Below are 15,860 nucleotides of genomic sequence, written 5' to 3' on the forward strand. Positions count from 1 at the left end.
ATGAACGACGCGAACGAGCTCATCTCATTTATCGCGTCGATGTCGGGGGAGGGCAACCTTCGCGTCGAGGAAAACCTTGGCGAGGGGTATGTCCGCCTCCGCGTTTCGGAGGCCGAGCGCCGTCAGGCCAAGCATGACATTCAGCATGTAGAGGACATTGTCATCGAGATGCTGCGTAATGCTCGCGATGCCGGAGCCGATAAGGTCTATCTAGCCACGACCAAGGAGGAGGGTGTTCGTACCCTCCTCTTCCTGGATAACGGTTCGGGTGTGCCGCAGGATATGCAGGAGCGTATCTTCGATGCCCGTGTCACCTCCAAGCTCGAGAGCATGAAGATGGACCGTTGGGGTGTTCACGGTCGTGGTATGGCGCTGTTCTCTATCAAGCAGAACACCGATGAGGCACGCGTTGTTACATCGGGCGTCGATTTGGGCTCAGCGTTTAAGGTGTGTGTTGATACCGATCGCTTGGCTGAGCGCGCCGATCAGTCGAGCTGGCCTCAGGCGGTTAAAGACGAAGACGGCCGCTATGTATGCGCTCGCGGTCCTCACAACATCATTCGCGCAGCCTGCGAGTTTGCCCTTGAGGAGCTGCGCGACTGCGACGTGTATCTGGGCTCTCCGTCCGAGATCGCTGCGACCCTGTATGCCCAGGCTTCCAGTCGTCTCGATACGTCACGCCTGCTCTTTATCGATGACGAGTGTGAGCTTCCGGTTATCGATCGTTTAGGTCTTGCCTCGGATGCCGAGGACTTTATCCGGATTTGCTCCGGGCTGGGTCTCGAGATGTCCGAGCGTACTGCCCACCGTATTCTGTCAGGACAGATTAAGCCCGTTCGCGGTGTGTGCGCGCGTCTGCTGCGCGAGCGCGATTCCACCTCGCATTTGCCGGCTCCAGTCGATCTTGCCAAGGACCGTCGAGGCCTTCGCATTGCCAAGGATGACATGGCGCAGTTTTCGCGTGCTGTTGAGCGCGACTTCAATGACCTCGCCGCCCGGTATTACCTCAATCTGTGCGGCGACCCTAAGATTCGCGTTTCACGTGATCGCATCACCGTGACGTTCGATCTTGCCAAAGAGGAGTAGCATCTTTACCGAGTCCGCTCGGTACGATACAGTTATTGCAGTTAAAACGTACTTTTAAACGCAGGAGTTTCTTCATGGATTGCCTGAAGGTATCAAGCAAATCATCGCCCGCGTCCGTTGCCGGCGCCATTGCCGGTATGGTCAAAGATGGCGTTCCCGTCAACATTCAGTGCGTCGGTGCCGGCGCCGTCAACCAGGCCATAAAGGCCGTTGCCATTGCGCGAGGTTTTCTGATTCCGACTGGCTTTGATGTCTCTTGTGCGCCGGTGTTCTCTGACATCCTCATTAACGGGGAGTCTCGCACGGCAATCCGTCTCTCTATCTACGTTCACCAGATTAATCGGGCTGCTGTGGACAATGTCGTCATGGACGACGTTAAGCCTGTTGCGTAAGCGAGTTTTCGCACATTTGTAGCACCTTTGTGCCCCGTCGATATCATCGTTAGGATGTAAGCTCATGGACCAGCGTTTCGTACGCGATATTCTTGCCGGTAAAACCTATTTTATCCGCACATTCGGCTGCCAGATGAATCAGCACGACTCCGAGCGCGTGAGCGGTTTGCTCGATTCCTATGGTTGTCTTATGGCGCTCGATCCGGAACATGCCGATATTGTCGTATTCATGACGTGCTGTGTGCGCGAGGCTGCCGATACGCGCCTGTACGGTCAGTGCAATTCCTGCAAGAGTCTTCCTCCTTCTCCTTCGGGCAAGCGTGTGGTCGCCGTGGGTGGTTGCATCGCTCAGCGCGATGGCGAGGGCTTGCTCACCAACGTCGATAACGTCAACGTTATTTTTGGTACGCATTCGATTGCGCACGTGGCGGAGCTTATCGCCGAGGCGTTTATGGATGGCAAGCGCCATATCCGCACGAATGAGCATGAAGATACGGACGCCATGAGTATGCCGTGGCATCGCGAGACGCAGTATCATGCATGGGTGCCCATCATGACGGGCTGCAACAACTTCTGCACGTACTGCATCGTGCCGTACGTCCGTGGTCGCGAGAAGAGCCGCCCCTTCGAGGAGATTGTCGACGAGGTGACGGGTCTGGTGCGTCAGGGTGTGCGCGAGATTACGCTGCTGGGACAAAACGTTAACTCCTACGGTCGCGATCTCTTTGGCAAGCCGCGCTTTGCCGACCTGCTGCGCGCCGTGGGTGATACGGGCGTCGAGCGTATCTTCTTTACTTCTTCGCACCCCAAGGATTTGCTTCCCGAGACCATCGATGCTATGGCCGAGACACCTGCCGTTATGCCGCAGCTTCACCTAGCCGTTCAGTCGGGTTCCACGCGTATCCTTAAAGAGATGAATCGTCGGTACACGCGCGAGGATTATCTGGGCCTGGTCGATCGCATTCGTAACCGTATGCCCGAAATTGCGCTTTCGACCGACATCATCGTGGGCTTCCCGGGCGAGACCGAGCAAGACTTTGAGCAGACGCTCTCGCTTGCCGAGACGGTGCGCTATGCCCAGGCCTACACGTTTATTTACTCCAAGCGCGCCGGTACCCCGGCAGCTGAGATTTATGATCCCACCCCGCATGAGGTTATCCTTGAGCGCTTTAACCGTCTGGTCAAGGTTATCGAGACGACGGCATACGAGTATAACCAGGGCGAGCTTCACACCGTGGTGCCTGCGCTTATTGAGGGCACGAGCAAGAAAAACGACGCTGTCCTTCTTGGTAAAAGTCCTAAGAACCAGACAGTGCATGCGCCGATTCCCGCTGGCTATAGCATCGATCAGCTTATAGGCAAAATCGTCGACGTCGATGTGGATGTCGCCAAGACGTGGTATCTGTCTGGCTCCGTTGTGGGTGAGCCTCGCTAATGGTTTCCCCCGGCACAAACCTTTCTGCCGTAGCGATCGTCGGTCCGACGGCGGTCGGCAAGAGTGATGTTGCCGACCGCCTGGCCTCTCGTCTGTCGTCTGAAGTGTTATCGTGTGACGCGATGCAAATCTATCGCGGTATGGATATCGGTACGGCCAAGATGATGCCCGAGGAGTGCTCGGTGCCCCTGCGCCTTGTCGATATCGTGGACCCGGGCGTCGCGTATTCTGCTGCGCTCTATCAGTCTGATGCCCGGGCGCATATCGAGCGTTTGCTTGGTGAGCAACGGCTTCCGGTCTTTTGCGGTGGCACGGGCTTGTATCTTAAGGCTGCACTCGATGAAATGGATTTTCCTTCGGGAGAGCTCGAGGACGAACGTCGCGCGGGTTATCAGGAGCTTGCCGAGCGTATTGGCGAGAAAGCTATGCATGCCCTGCTTGCCGAGCGTGATCCGGAATCGGCTGCCGTGATTCATCCTCATAACGTGCGCCGCGTGATCCGTGCGCTCGAGATGCACGATGAAGGTGTGTCGTATGCCCAGCAGAAGTCGAAATTCAGCGTTCCACGTGAGCGTTATCATGCCTTGTGGTTTGGTCTGACGCGTAGCCGTGAAGTGCTGTATGAGCGCATTAACCTGCGTGTCGACCTTATGTTTGAGCAGGGGCTGGTTGATGAGGTCCGTGGCCTTATTGACCAGGGCCTGGGTGATGCACTCACGTCGATGCAGGCAATCGGTTACAAAGAGATTATTGATGCCTTGCGAGGCGCTATTACCATGGATGAGGCCCGCGAGCTTATTAAGATGCGCTCACGTCGCTATGCCAAGCGCCAACTTTCCTGGTTTAAGCGTGACGATCGCATCGTGTGGTTCGATATGGATGAGTTTACGATCGATGAGGTCGTCGATGATATCTACCGTCGTATCGAGGCTGCCTAATGGCACGTTTTCCCTTGGTTCCCACGGCGCCTGAACCTGAGCGTGCCGTCTTGGTTGGTGTTGAGTGGCGCGATAACGCCTGGCCGCTCGACCGTTCGCTCGACGAGCTCGAGCGCTTGGCTCACACTGCTGGAGCCCAATGCGTGGCACGCTTGTCTCAGCGTCTGGTCAAACCTTATCCCAAATCGTTTATCGGCTCCGGTAAGGTCGAGGAGCTATGCGGTTTGGTGCATCGTATGGATGCGGATGTTGTAATCTTCGACGACGACTTGACTCCTTCACAGCAGTCCTATCTTGAGAAAGCCGTGGGCGAACCGGTCAAGATTATTGACCGTACGGCGTTGATTTTGGATATCTTTGGCCTGCATGCTCAGACGCGTGAGGGTCGCTTACAGGTGCAGCTGGCTCAGTTGCAGTATCTGCTGCCCCGTCTGCGAGGTATGTGGAGCCACCTTGCTAAGGAACAGACGCGTGGCGGCATTGGATCGCGTTTTGGCCAGGGCGAAAGCCAGCTCGAGGTCGACCGTCGCCTGATTCGCGATAAGATCGCTGCGCTTCGCCGCGAATTGAAACAGGTTGAACAACGTCGTGATGTGCAATCGAAAAGCCGTATTGAATCGCCGGCGTTTCGCGTAGCGTTGGCTGGCTACACCAATGCCGGTAAGTCGACGTTGCTTAATCGATTGACGGGATCCACGGTACTTTCGCAGGATAAGCTGTTTGCCACGCTCGATCCCACGACGCGTTCGTATCGTTTACCCGGTGGCCGTGGCATGACGATCACTGATACCGTTGGCTTTATTCAAAAGCTGCCCCATGGCCTGGTCGACGCGTTTAAATCTACGCTTTCCGAGGTGCTCGGCGCCGATTTGGTTCTTAAAGTTGTGGATGCTTCCGATGAGGATTACGAGCGTCAGCTTGAGGCGGTTGATCGTGTCCTTGACGAGATTGGTGCCGGTGAGCGCCTGACGCTTACCGTGTTCAATAAAATCGATCTGCTCGATAGCGTCGACCGCTTGAGCTTTCGCCGGCGCTATCCCGAGGCGGTATTGTTCTCGGCTCAGACGGATGAGGGCCTTGATGACTTAGTCGATCGCATTGCTCGTGAAGCGGCCGCTACGGACGTGTTGCTCTCGGCCGATATCCCGTATCGAGAGGGCGCGTTAATCACGCTTGTGCACGAACAGGGAACCCTTCTGCACGAGGAATACCTCGAGGACGGCGTTCGTATTGTGGCAAAGCTTCCAGCCCGTATCGCACCGCGTCTCGAGCGTTATCGAACAGAGTAAATCAGCTCCAGTATACCCAAGATAACCGGTTGATGAAGCAGGTAGAACGGCAGCGCATGGCGCCCGAGACTTGCGAGCGCCGGGATGGGATTCGCATAGGCCCATCCCGGCGCCTCATAGTTTGCTTCCTGAGTCGTGTGGGCGGCAAAGAAGCCTGCAAGGTACATAAATAAGAATGGTATGACTGGATAGTAATCACCAGAGACAAAGTCTGGACTTGGGAAACCCAGCCAAGCTAAATAGGGGATAGGATAAACCGTTTTAGGAATGCTCCAGGTAAGGGTAAAAAGTGTGAGGCAAATTGCTATACCCCATACCGACGGCACTTTAACGATCACCGGACGCGCGAGCGCGACAATGGCGGTGCAGGCCGCCATGCAGAACATGATGCCGAAGTTCACCGAGTCATCGACTGAGACGAGCGTCGTCGCGACCCATACAACAAAAGCGGCAGCGGCATATTTGACGGCACGCTTGATGTTGTTGCGCGAGAGGGTGCACATCCAGCCGGCAATAAACAAAAAAATCCAACTGATGCTGGCACGCCAGATGTCTTGGAAGATGGTCTGAGTAAACCAGGGCATATCCCAACCATAAAGATAGGCAAGATCGTAGCAAGCATGAAATCCTGCCATCGACAGCATGGTAAATCCGCGAATGGTATCAAAGACCGTGATGCGGTTTTGCATTACGAGAACCGGCGCATCAATCCAACGACCTTGCCCAGGATCGTCGGATTTGTCGCATAGATGGGCTCCATGGTGTCGTTTTCGGGCTGCAAGCGAACTCGTCCCTGCTCCTTGTAGAACGTTTTGACCGTTGCGGAGCCATCGATCATGGCCACAACGATCTCGCCATTCATGGCACTCTTCTGTTCGCGAACGATGATATAGTCGCCGTTAAGGATACCGACGTTAATCATCGAATTGCCGTGGACCTCGAGGATAAAAGACCCCTGGTCCGTTGCGATCTCGGTCGGGATGGTAAAGGTGTCCTCGATATTCTGCTCGGCAAGGATGGGGATCCCTGCGGCAACACGGCCCACGAGGGGTAGCGATACGGTTCCGCGGGGTGCCGTGGGCTCATCGGACTTTGAAATGGAGACGGAGGCTCCGTCCTCGTCAAAGAGCTCTAGGGCACGAGGCTTGGTGGCGTCACGTTTGAGCAGGCCGCGTGCTTCCAGTGCGGAGAGATGTGCATGTACGGTGCTAGGGGAGGAAAGACCCACAGCCGAAGCCATCTCACGCACGCTGGGCGGATAGCCCTTTTCCTGCTGATACTCCTTGATGAAGTCGTAAATCTGCTGCTGTCGCTTGGTAATTTTGCGAGCCATCAGGGATTCCTCTCTACCTAACCCAAACAAATGTTCTATGTTTGCTTGACAGGAACAACTGTTCGAAGATAATAATAACCGAACACTCGTTCCCGCGCTAGACTTTTTTGTCCTCGCGGCTTGATAAAACAGTTCTCGTCAAAAAACGCGAGAGGAGAACATGATGAATGCAACGGATATGGTCCAGGGAAACCTCGCCCTTAAGCTCGAGTCGCCTGCGGTGCCGGCTTTCACGGTTGTCAAAGGCGGCCGATCTGGTTTTCAAACACTGCCTGGCAAGCCCGTCCGCAGCCAGTGCGTCGCCACGACTTCGGCCCCCGTTGCTCTGAAGGCCTCGACGATTGTCGCCCTGGCCGTTGCGCTCACGTTCTTCTTTGTACTTGCTACCTCGATCTTCAGCGCTCGTCACGCCGCATATGCCGAGTCGGCATCTAACGTTACCTATGAGACCGTCCGTGTTCAGCCTGGCGATTCCTTGTGGTCGCTTGCTCAGGAGCATTCCGTTGACGGTCTTTCTACGCAGGAGACTTCTGACATAATTCGCAGTGTTAATCATCTGGTGCATGGGTCACTCGATGCGGGTGACGTTCTTAAAGTTCCTGCGCGTTCGTAAGATTTATACTCCGGCACATGGTACCCTTGTTATCGTTTTGGAGGAGGTACCATGCGCTGTCCCAGATGCGGCAATGCACATACCCGTGTTGTCGATTCCCGTATGCAGGAATCTAATAACACCATTAAACGCCGTCGTGAATGTTGTTCGTGCAACTATCGCTTCACAACATTCGAGCGATGCGAAGACCCCATCGAGGTCATCAAATCTGACGGGTCAAGGCAGCGGTTCGATCGCAATAAGCTGCTGGTCGGCTTAATGCGCGCTACGATTAAGCGCGACATCGACACGAAAAAGCTCAATGAGCTTATCGATGACATCGAGGTTGAGCTGCGTTCCCGTACACTGACGGCCGTTACGTCCCACGACCTGGGCGACATGGTGCTTAAGCGCCTGGCCAAGATCGACAAGGTGGCCTACATTCGCTTTGCCTCGGTCTATCGCGATTTCAAAGACATCGATGAGTTTTTGCAAGAGCTCGACAAGCTAAGGTGATTTTATGTCCAACATTACGGTCAACATTAAGCGTCTCGACCCTACGATCGAGCTTCCCAAATACGCCCATCCCTCAGATGCCGGTTTGGACCTCCGTGCCAATGAGGACTGTACCCTTAAGCCCTTCGAGCGACGCTTGGTCTCTACTGGTCTTGCGATCGCGCTGCCCGATGGATACGCTGGCTTCGTTCAGCCTCGCAGTGGCCTGGCTATTAAGCAGGGTCTGTCTATAGTCAACACGCCCGGTCTTATAGACGCCCACTATCGAGGTGAGCTTAAAGTCATCCTTATCAACCTGGATCCATCCAATGAAATCCAGATCAACAAGGGTGACCGAATCGCTCAACTCGTCATCCAAGAAGTTCCCACGGTCAATCTCGTGGAGGTAGACGAACTAGACGAAACCGACCGAGGCAACGGAGGCTTCGGCTCCAGCGGCGTCGCTTAGTCGTTTACGTACTGTCCGCTGACCGGCCCGACCCGCCTATATATCATCCCATGCTCAAACATTCTCGCGGGGGCGCTCGTATCCCTCCCGCCCGCCTCTCACACATATCATTCCATGCTCAAACATTCTCGCATCGCAGGGGCGCATGGATTCCGCTTTCGCCTGAGCCCCATACATATCATCCCGTGCTCAAACATTCTCGCTTCGCTGCGAAACTGCGCGCGGGACGATATGTATGGGGCTCAGGCGAAAGGGCTACATGCTTGAGATATAACAATCTTTCTAGTAAGCCGACGCGACAAAGGGACGCCACCTTTGTCGTGTCGGCTTACTGTATTTATATTTTCCGGTTTGGCCTTTGCAGATTCTAATGGTGGGGAATCTGGCATAGCTGCTAGCACGTAAACGTAGCTGCTCGGCGGGAGCCGCCCATATATCGTTCCACGCGCAGTTTCGCAGCGCAGCGAGAATGTTTGAGCATGGAATGATATATGGGCGGCTCCCGCCGAGCAGCGGACTTTCGCCTAGCGGATATGGGCTGGTTTTCCGCCCCAGTAGAAGCGGCAGAAGGCTCGTTTGCGCTTTTGGGGCTTGCCTACAAGTTCCATGGTTGCGATGGCGATGTCCTCGGCCGCGTGTGGACGGCGTAGCACTTCGCCATTGATGAGCAGTGCCTTGAGCGACTCGGGATGATCGTGGAGATGGCGCAGCGTCACGATGAGCTCGCGTGCGGTGGTGACATGCATGCTGGCGCCCAAGTCGGTGAGCATGGTGGTGTTGGCCTTTTCCTGGCCATAGGACTTGCCCAGCAGAATCATCGGCAGGTGTGCACACAGGCATTCGGTAACAGTGAGTCCGCCCGATTTGAGAATTGCCAGATCGCAGCCGTGCATGAGCGCTGCCATGTCATCGACATAGTCAAGGACCGTGACGTTTTCGAGTTTCATGGCTTCGAAGAGCGTTTTCAGGCGCGTGGCGTATTCCGTGTCCTTGCCCGGCAAAAAGACAAAGTGCATGTCCTCGAAGCTACGGAGGAAGGGGAGGGTTTGGTCCATCGCCGCGCGAAAGCGAACGTACGGTTGAGGCAAACTGGCGCCGGCCATTACCAGCACAATGGTCTTGTCGGTAGGGAGATTGAACTTCTCGAGTTCTTCCTCACGATTGTAATCCGTGTCAAATCCAGCGCGAATAGGGATGCCCGTAATGCGTATCTTTGCCTCAGGTACCTTGCGTGGGCGGAGCGTCTCGGCCATAAACTCGTTTGCCACGCAGAATAAGTCAGTATCCTTATGGGGCCACCAGCCCTCGACTTCGTAATCGGTCGGCACGCAAATGACGGGATAGTCGATGCCCGTAATGACGCGCGCACCAACCGCAACGTTGGCTGCCGTGATATGTGTGGCGACCACGGCAATAGGCCTACGAGTGCGAACGTATTCGTTAAATGCGGGGAACATAATGCGCGACCATGCCGTGCCGCCGCCCCAAAGCAGGTGTCCGGTAAGGGTATATCGCCAGGTCAAGTCATAAATTGGGCGTGTGGCGCCGGTAAACGATGCGGCCGTTTTGTTGCCGTCGAATTTTATGCGTCCAAAATCGAGGATATCCAAGACCTCAATCTCGACATCCTGCGGTATGCCCTTGGTGCCGCGTATAAGCTCGAATGCTTGCGCGATAGCATTGGCTGCCGCTTTGTGTCCCGAACCAACCGATGCATGGACAATGGTCACTAAGGGCTTTTGTACAGGTGACGGCATCAATTGCTCCGATTGAGGGGCGCTTTGCGTGGGCAGGGGAGCGTCATTGCCCATCTGCGTTTGATCCATCGATAACTCCCCTTCATCGTTGTTTCGCAAAGAATCATTGTAGTGCATGACTGTCATGTTCTCCTAAATTTGGGTATGAGCGCAAAGAACGCCAATGTTTCGATGAGAGGACACTCCATGACTACCATTCAGCCGATCGATGTTGCGATTATCGGCGGCGGCCCAGCGGGCTATGCTGCAGCCATTTATGCTGCGCGATCCAATCTAACGACGACCGTGATTGAACAGGGCATGTCGGGAGGACAGATCGCCACAACCAATGAGGTCGAAAACTATCCGGGCATTCCGCTCTTGAGCGGTGCCGAACTCGGCGAGCGTTTTCAGCAGCATGCAGAGGGCCTGGGAGCACAGGTTGCATGGAGCGTGGTGACGGGTATCGATTACGATGCGGATGCGGCGCTGTTTACGGTGCATCACGATACGGGCGATACGCTGGCCTCGAGTGTTATCGCTTGCATGGGCGCCACGCCGCGCTCTGCTGGTTTTGTTGGGGAGGATACGTATCGCGGTCGCGGCGTTTCGTATTGCGCCACATGCGACGGCATGTTCTTTCGTGGCAAACAGGTCTTTGTCATTGGCGGCGGTAATGCTGCCTGCGAGGAAGCCCTGTTCTTATCAGAAATTGCCAGCAGCGTGACCATCGTCTTGCGCCGCGATCGGTTCCGTGCTCCCGATGGCGTGGTTCAAAAGGTGCTCGCTAAAGATAATATTTCTGTTAGGTACCAAACTAGTATTGTGGAGCTATCGGGCGAGGCCATGCCTACAACTATCACGTTTAAGGACAACGCCACCGGTGATACCTATTCCGAGTCCTTCGATCCAGGTTCGTTTGGTATCTTTGTCTTTGCCGGAACACAGCCCCATACCGAGCTTGTACAGCATCTGGTGGATCTGGCGCCTGACGGCGGTATCGTTACCGACGACTCGATGGCCACGCGCACGCCGGGTTTGTTTGCTGCCGGCGATATCCGTTCCAAGCGTTTACGCCAGGTTGTGACCGCCGTTTCGGACGGAGCCATAGCGGCAACCAGCGCATACACCTTCTTACGAGGATAAGTACGATAATATATCTTATGTAAGGTTGCTATCTTTATACAAAGTGGTTGGACGGTGGTTAATGTGCTGTCCAACCACTTTTAGTTAGCGGCTATATGGTATGCAAAACTAGATAATCTAGAATACAATATAGAAAACGAACGGAGGTCTCTTATGAACCACGTCAAACATGTTATCCCGATGTCCGATACATCGGTCAGCATTAAGCCGGAGGATATTCAGCCGACGGTGCTGCCGGATGCATTTATTCAGTCCGATATGGTTCGCAAGCTCAATACGCTCTGCCTGCCGCGCTATGACCAGCTGCCCAACGTAACGCTCTATCGCGATCAGGTCATTGAGTATGTTGCGCTGTGGATGGAGCCGCTTTCGATTTGCGTAGAGCAGCCCGTTATCACGCCTTCGATGATCAATAACTACGTAAAGGTCGGCCTCGTTCCTGCTCCGGTTAAAAAGCAGTATGGCCGTGAGCAGATTGCGCGTCTCATCGCCATTTGTATCTTTAAGCAGGTGCTGCCCATCGCTGCGGTTCAGGCGCTCTTTAATATTCAGCGCTTGAGCTACGACGCTCCGACGGCTTTCGATTATGTAGTCGATCAACTTGAGGCATCGATTCGTGCGGCTTTTTCCCTTGTGCAGACTCCGGTGCCCGATACCGCACATCAGGTTACGCGCGAGTCATTGCTCGTACGCAGTGCGGTTTCGTCCTTTGTATCGAAGGCGTATCTGATGAGCTACCTAAAGTTTAATGGGTTTAATAGCTAGGCGACGTATAACGCGGGCGGGATAAAGAGCCATCAGTCACTTTGTCCCGTCCGCGTTTTTGCTTGGTTGGGCTTTATTGGCCCGAAGCCACGCCCATGCCGTAGCCGATGATGAGACCATGCATCTCGGCGTAATAGGAATCTAGGCCGTTGCAGGGCATGATGATAGTCTTGGAGCCTGGCCAGTGCTCCACAATGCGGTCAGCAAGCGCCTGGGCTCCAGCTTCGTTCTCAACGTGATCGATGATGACCTCGCCGCCCGTGAAACCCTCGGCCTCCATGGTGTCGACAATCTTGGTGAGCATCTTCTTTTCGCCTCGCGTATGCCCAACGAGTTCAATTTCGCCCGCTTCGCTCGCCGTGCCCAAAATGCGGATGTTGAGCTTGTTGGCAATAACACCGGCCGCCTTGGGGATACGTCCGGCCTTCGCAAGGTTTTCGTAATTGCATAAACTAAAGAGGATCTTGCTGTTCTGCTCCAAGCTATCGAAGTAGGCGCAGGCTTCCTCAAAGGAGGCATCCGGTTTACTTGCAAGATAGCGATCAAACAGTAAGAAGATCAGGTCCATCTTGCCGCCTGCTGCGCGCGAATTAACCAGGTGAATCTTACGATTGGGCTCTTCGGCAAGCACCATGTCACGCGCAGTGGCCGCGGCATTGTAGCTTCCCGAGACGCCCTCGGAGATGGGCATGCAGATCGTCTTGTCGGCGAGCTTAAAGAGCTCAGCCCACTCCCCTACGCTTGGGCAGGAGCTCGAAGAAGCGCTCGACTCCGCCTGCACGGCACAATTAAGCTCGTGAACATCGAGCGAGAGATCGTCGACAAATTCACGCTCCCCCACTCGGATCTTAAGGGGTGCAAATGCAAAGGTGGTATGAGGTGCGGTTGGTTGCCAATCGCGAAGATTGCAGCTCGAATCTGAGATGAGTGCCCAGCTCATTGAGGGTCCTTTCTAGTTGTACCTCAACAATTATAGCTATCTTTTGGACAGATGCTGCGCATATCTAGTATTCAAAACTAGATTGTAGTTTACACACAAAATGAGCGGTCGAGATAAAACAATGGACCTCGCTCCCAAAGGATACGAGGTCCACTTTCGTTAGCTGAGTTAAAAACACTTAATAGCGAACGAAAATATAATTGTTGTTCATGCCAGCGGCAACGGAGCTGATGATAACGCCCGTGCTGTAGTCGGAAGCATGGATCATCTGGCCGTTACCAATGTAGATGCCGGTGTGGTAAGAGTTAACCACGACGTCGCCAGGCTGAGGATCAGAAACACGGGGCCAACCCATGAAGGTGCCGGTAGTGCCCAGGCGGCAGTAGCGACCGGTGAGGCAGTAGCTTACAAAGCCGGAGCAGTCAAAGCTGTTCGGGCCAATACCGCCCCAGGAATAAGCGCAACCAAGCTTGCTATAAGCGCGAGAGACAACGCTGCCGCCGTCAACGGACTGGCTCGGCGCGGAAGGGGCCGGTGCCGGGGCGGGCGTCGAGGGCTGCGGCGTGGGAGCAGGAGCGGGCGCGGGCGCAGGCGTGTTGCCGCCGCCGTTGTTGGTCGTACCGCCACCATTGTTGGTGTTCTCGGTCGTACCGGCGGTGTCGTTGCTCACCGTGGCCTTTTCGGCGGTACTGGCATTTATGCCAGCCTGCAGCGCGGCGTTCGCCTCGGCCTCGGCAGCAAGCTCGGCCTGCAGCTGTGAATCCAGGGAGTTCACGACACTCTGGGCCTCAGCCTGCTGGGCGTTGAGTTCGTCGACCTTCTTCTGCGTCGCGGCGACGTTCTTCTCCTGCTCGGCCTGCTTATCGGTGAGCTGCTGCTTAAGGTCCTTGACCTCCTGAATGGTCTGGGCCTGCTTGTCGGAAACCTTGCCGTAGTAGAACAAACGGTTGAGCATATCGCCCAGATCGTCGACGCCCGTCAGAACCTGAAGGAGACTCAGACCGCCGGTCTTGTACTCACCGGCAACGTAGCTCGAAAGCTTTGCCTGACCCTCGGCAATCTCTTGCTGCTTTTGCGTGATCTCGCCTGCAGTCTGATCAAGCTCCTGCGTCTGAGCGGAGAGTTCTTCATGAATCTGCTGGGTTTGCGTACCGATCTGCTCGAGTTTGGTACGAGCAGCGGCAAGATCGGACGCGGTATCGGCATAGGCAGGAGCCGCGAGGCCCAAGCCCAAAACACAAGCGAGGGTTGCCGTAGCTGCGCAGCGTGCCATGTTTTTGTGCGTGTTTGCTGTGCGCATGGAGCTTCCTTTCCAGTATCTAAGGGTAGCGGCTAGTCCACCGTTACCAGGCTAAAGAGCTCAACGTCCTCGTTAGAAGGCGTGAGCTTCTTGCGCGGATTAAGAAACGCAAGCTCAAGGATACAACCATAACCTACGAGCTTTGCGCCCATATCTCGCACTAGTTTACCTGTTGCCTCAACGGTTCCGCCTGTCGCGACCAAGTCATCAAGAATCAACACGGTATCTTTAGAGCTGATGGCATCGACGTGAATCTCAATCGAATCGGTTCCATATTCGAGCTCGTATTCCTGGCTAACGGTCTTACGTGGCAGTTTTCCCGGTTTACGTGCAGGAACAAAGCCCGCGCCGAGTGCCACGGCAACAGGCACGCCTACCATAAAACCGCGAGCCTCGGGTCCTACAACCTTAGTGATGCCCATGCCGGAGAAATGCTCCGCTAGCGCGTCGACCATGGCTTTAAGCGCTTCGGGATTGCTAAAGAGCGGCGTGATGTCCTTAAAGACGACTCCGGGCTCGGGATAGTCGGGGATGTCGACGATGTGAGATTCGAAGTCGTACATGGCGTGACCTTTCATGGGAGGCTGGTTTGTAGAAGCGTTTATTTGTCCGCGCTGGCGGTGCCGGTGTGCGAGGGGGCGACAACCTTAAGCGGCTGCACGAGGGATTCCTCGCGCACGGGGACCGCAGAGGCAGATGCCTCTTCGCTTTTGGCCTTGGTTGATTCGGAGCGTGCGATCTCCTCATCGAGGGCATCGATATCGGCGTCCTCGACTACGGCGTTGAGTGACTCAAATACGCGGTTTTTGAGCAGCGCAGTATGCACGCCCTCGGTGAGGTCATGTAACTTCTTAAACGCGCGTTCGAGCTTGGCATCACGTTCGTCATCTGAGGTGTCCATGCCAAGCATACTCACGAGCACTTGCTCGAACATCGAAGACTCGCGGTTGGCGGATGACACGTACTGACGAAGGTTTCGCGGCTCGATATGAAAGCGTGACAGTTCAGAACAGTAGCGGATAATCGGAAAATCGCGCCCGTCGACGAGCTCGCGGTTCTGCGGACTCTTGATAATGCGAATAAGGTCGTTTTCGGCCAAGGAGCGAATAAACGAGATCTCGACGCCCAACATATCCGGAATGGTCTCGATGGGGTGCAGTTTCTGCTTGGTTTCCTTTGGTTCCGTCTTGAGCGGAACATCGGACAGCAGACCCACCTCGTAGGCAAGCGTGGAGAGATCTGTAGCGTTTTCCAGGCGTTGCTTGATCACGTTGAGCGGCATGTAGCGAGTCTTCTGCAGGTGCAGAATGACCTCTAGACGGTCAACGTCCTCCTTGGAGTATTGGCGATACCCCTTTGGCGTACGATGAGGGGTGATGAGCCCCTCATCTTCTAGAAATCTAATTTTTGAGTTCGAAAGATCGGGGTATGCGCCTCGAAGTAAATTGACGACTTGGCCGATACTCAGATAGTTGCGTTCGGCCATGCCCTACTCACCGGTTTCGATGCGCTCCGGCGTGCTCTCGTGGTAGATGAGCGTGAACGTACCGATCTGGACGGAAGATCCGTCGTGCAGCGGGGCGGCATTGACGATAGCGCCGTCAACCCACGTGCCGTTGAGCGAGCCTAAGTCCTCGATGCGAGCAGCCAGACCCTCGCGAATAATGCGTGCGTGGCTACGCGATACGGTCATGTCATTGAGGAAAATGCCGTTTGCCGGATCGCGGCCAATGGTGGTCACATCATCCTCGAGTTCAAAGGCAGCACCGGTCTGCGGCCCCTTGACAATAGACAGAACGGGGGCAGTGATGCGAACGTTCGCCATAAGATCGGGAACGGTAACGTCGCTCGAAGGCACACGGAAGACGCAGGTTGCGTCGGCAGTCTTATCGTTTTGAGGCATATTGTTAACCATGTTGTCCATGACAACCCCTAACTTAACGC

18 protein-coding genes are annotated in these 15,860 nt (G+C 55.1%); 10 read left to right on the forward strand and 8 right to left on the reverse strand.

Going from position 1 to position 15,860, the window contains the following annotated elements:
• From ACTQV4_RS01075 to hflX, 5 genes are all read left to right on the forward strand, one after another.
• The gene (locus ACTQV4_RS01075) at window positions 1-1,086 is read left to right on the forward strand and encodes an ATP-binding protein (protein ID WP_427717475.1); all 1,086 of its coding nucleotides are present in this window, start codon (window positions 1-3) and stop codon (window positions 1,084-1,086) included.
• 74 nt (window positions 1,087-1,160) lie between these two features.
• Window positions 1,161-1,478 (forward strand): stage V sporulation protein S, encoded by a 318-nt coding sequence (locus tag ACTQV4_RS01080; protein ID WP_441569058.1) that lies wholly within the window; start codon window positions 1,161-1,163, stop codon window positions 1,476-1,478.
• Between the two features lie 64 nt (window positions 1,479-1,542).
• The gene (gene miaB / locus ACTQV4_RS01085) at window positions 1,543-2,913 is read left to right on the forward strand and encodes a tRNA (N6-isopentenyl adenosine(37)-C2)-methylthiotransferase MiaB (RefSeq protein WP_441067716.1); all 1,371 of its coding nucleotides are present in this window, start codon (window positions 1,543-1,545) and stop codon (window positions 2,911-2,913) included.
• On the forward strand, window positions 2,913-3,851 hold the full coding sequence (gene miaA, locus ACTQV4_RS01090; RefSeq protein ID WP_441569060.1) for a tRNA (adenosine(37)-N6)-dimethylallyltransferase MiaA: 939 nt from the start codon (window positions 2,913-2,915) through the stop codon (window positions 3,849-3,851). Before miaB ends, miaA begins: the two co-directional genes overlap by 1 nt.
• The gene (gene hflX / locus ACTQV4_RS01095) at window positions 3,851-5,140 is read left to right on the forward strand and encodes a GTPase HflX (RefSeq protein WP_441569062.1); all 1,290 of its coding nucleotides are present in this window, start codon (window positions 3,851-3,853) and stop codon (window positions 5,138-5,140) included. The genes miaA and hflX overlap by 1 nt, the downstream gene beginning before the upstream one ends.
• On the opposite strand, the gene ACTQV4_RS01100 is transcribed toward hflX, so the two are convergent.
• On the reverse strand, window positions 5,125-5,829 hold the full coding sequence (locus tag ACTQV4_RS01100) for a heparan-alpha-glucosaminide N-acetyltransferase (protein ID WP_441569063.1): 705 nt from the start codon (window positions 5,827-5,829) through the stop codon (window positions 5,125-5,127). The genes hflX and ACTQV4_RS01100 overlap by 16 nt on opposite strands.
• Entirely contained in the window at window positions 5,829-6,473 is a 645-nt protein-coding gene (lexA, locus tag ACTQV4_RS01105; protein WP_427717464.1) for a transcriptional repressor LexA, read from the reverse strand. The genes ACTQV4_RS01100 and lexA overlap by 1 nt, the downstream gene beginning before the upstream one ends.
• A gap of 163 nt (window positions 6,474-6,636) precedes the next feature.
• Between lexA and ACTQV4_RS01110 the strand changes: the two genes are divergently transcribed.
• The 3 genes from ACTQV4_RS01110 to dut are packed head-to-tail and all read left to right on the forward strand — an operon-like array spanning window position 6,637 to window position 8,029.
• A complete protein-coding gene (locus ACTQV4_RS01110) occupies window positions 6,637-7,086 on the forward strand; it encodes a LysM peptidoglycan-binding domain-containing protein (protein ID WP_441569065.1) in 450 nt (149 codons plus the stop codon).
• A gap of 51 nt (window positions 7,087-7,137) precedes the next feature.
• Window positions 7,138-7,581 (forward strand): transcriptional regulator NrdR, encoded by a 444-nt coding sequence (nrdR, locus tag ACTQV4_RS01115; RefSeq protein ID WP_427717459.1) that lies wholly within the window; start codon window positions 7,138-7,140, stop codon window positions 7,579-7,581.
• Between the two features lie 4 nt (window positions 7,582-7,585).
• On the forward strand, window positions 7,586-8,029 hold the full coding sequence (dut, locus tag ACTQV4_RS01120; protein ID WP_427794758.1) for a dUTP diphosphatase: 444 nt from the start codon (window positions 7,586-7,588) through the stop codon (window positions 8,027-8,029).
• Window positions 8,030-8,553: 524 nt separating this feature from the next.
• Here dut and ACTQV4_RS01125 read toward each other — a convergent pair.
• Window positions 8,554-9,855, reverse strand: coding sequence for an MGDG synthase family glycosyltransferase (locus ACTQV4_RS01125; RefSeq protein ID WP_441569067.1), 1,302 nt, complete (start codon window positions 9,853-9,855; stop codon window positions 8,554-8,556).
• Between the two features lie 117 nt (window positions 9,856-9,972).
• Here ACTQV4_RS01125 and ACTQV4_RS01130 point away from each other — a divergent pair, with 117 nt between their 5' ends.
• Both ACTQV4_RS01130 and ACTQV4_RS01135 read left to right on the forward strand, forming a co-directional pair.
• Entirely contained in the window at window positions 9,973-10,911 is a 939-nt protein-coding gene (locus ACTQV4_RS01130) for an NAD(P)/FAD-dependent oxidoreductase (protein WP_441569069.1), read from the forward strand.
• A 153-nt stretch (window positions 10,912-11,064) separates the two neighbouring features.
• Complete coding sequence (locus ACTQV4_RS01135; RefSeq protein ID WP_441569071.1) at window positions 11,065-11,676, forward strand: DUF1836 domain-containing protein; 612 nt, start codon at window positions 11,065-11,067, stop codon at window positions 11,674-11,676.
• A gap of 73 nt (window positions 11,677-11,749) precedes the next feature.
• On the opposite strand, the gene ACTQV4_RS01140 is transcribed toward ACTQV4_RS01135, so the two are convergent.
• The 5 genes from ACTQV4_RS01140 to ACTQV4_RS01160 form a co-directional block, all read right to left on the reverse strand.
• Window positions 11,750-12,616 carry a DegV family protein gene (locus tag ACTQV4_RS01140; protein ID WP_441569073.1) on the reverse strand — a complete coding sequence of 289 codons (867 nt, stop codon included), beginning with the start codon at window positions 12,614-12,616 and terminating at the stop codon, window positions 11,750-11,752.
• 178 nt (window positions 12,617-12,794) lie between these two features.
• On the reverse strand, window positions 12,795-13,889 hold the full coding sequence (locus tag ACTQV4_RS01145) for a coiled-coil domain-containing protein (protein ID WP_441547586.1): 1,095 nt from the start codon (window positions 13,887-13,889) through the stop codon (window positions 12,795-12,797).
• 59 nt (window positions 13,890-13,948) lie between these two features.
• The gene (locus ACTQV4_RS01150) at window positions 13,949-14,479 is read right to left on the reverse strand and encodes an adenine phosphoribosyltransferase (RefSeq protein ID WP_195838556.1); all 531 of its coding nucleotides are present in this window, start codon (window positions 14,477-14,479) and stop codon (window positions 13,949-13,951) included.
• Window positions 14,480-14,517: 38 nt separating this feature from the next.
• Window positions 14,518-15,402, reverse strand: coding sequence for a transcriptional regulator FtsR (gene ftsR, locus ACTQV4_RS01155; RefSeq protein WP_154516382.1), 885 nt, complete (start codon window positions 15,400-15,402; stop codon window positions 14,518-14,520).
• A gap of 3 nt (window positions 15,403-15,405) precedes the next feature.
• Window positions 15,406-15,840 carry an FHA domain-containing protein gene (locus tag ACTQV4_RS01160; RefSeq protein ID WP_195838557.1) on the reverse strand — a complete coding sequence of 145 codons (435 nt, stop codon included), beginning with the start codon at window positions 15,838-15,840 and terminating at the stop codon, window positions 15,406-15,408.
• Window positions 15,841-15,860 lie beyond the last annotated feature (20 nt).

The organism is Collinsella sp. LCP19S3_B11 (genome assembly GCF_052121915.1).
Classification (GTDB): domain Bacteria; phylum Actinomycetota; class Coriobacteriia; order Coriobacteriales; family Coriobacteriaceae; genus Collinsella.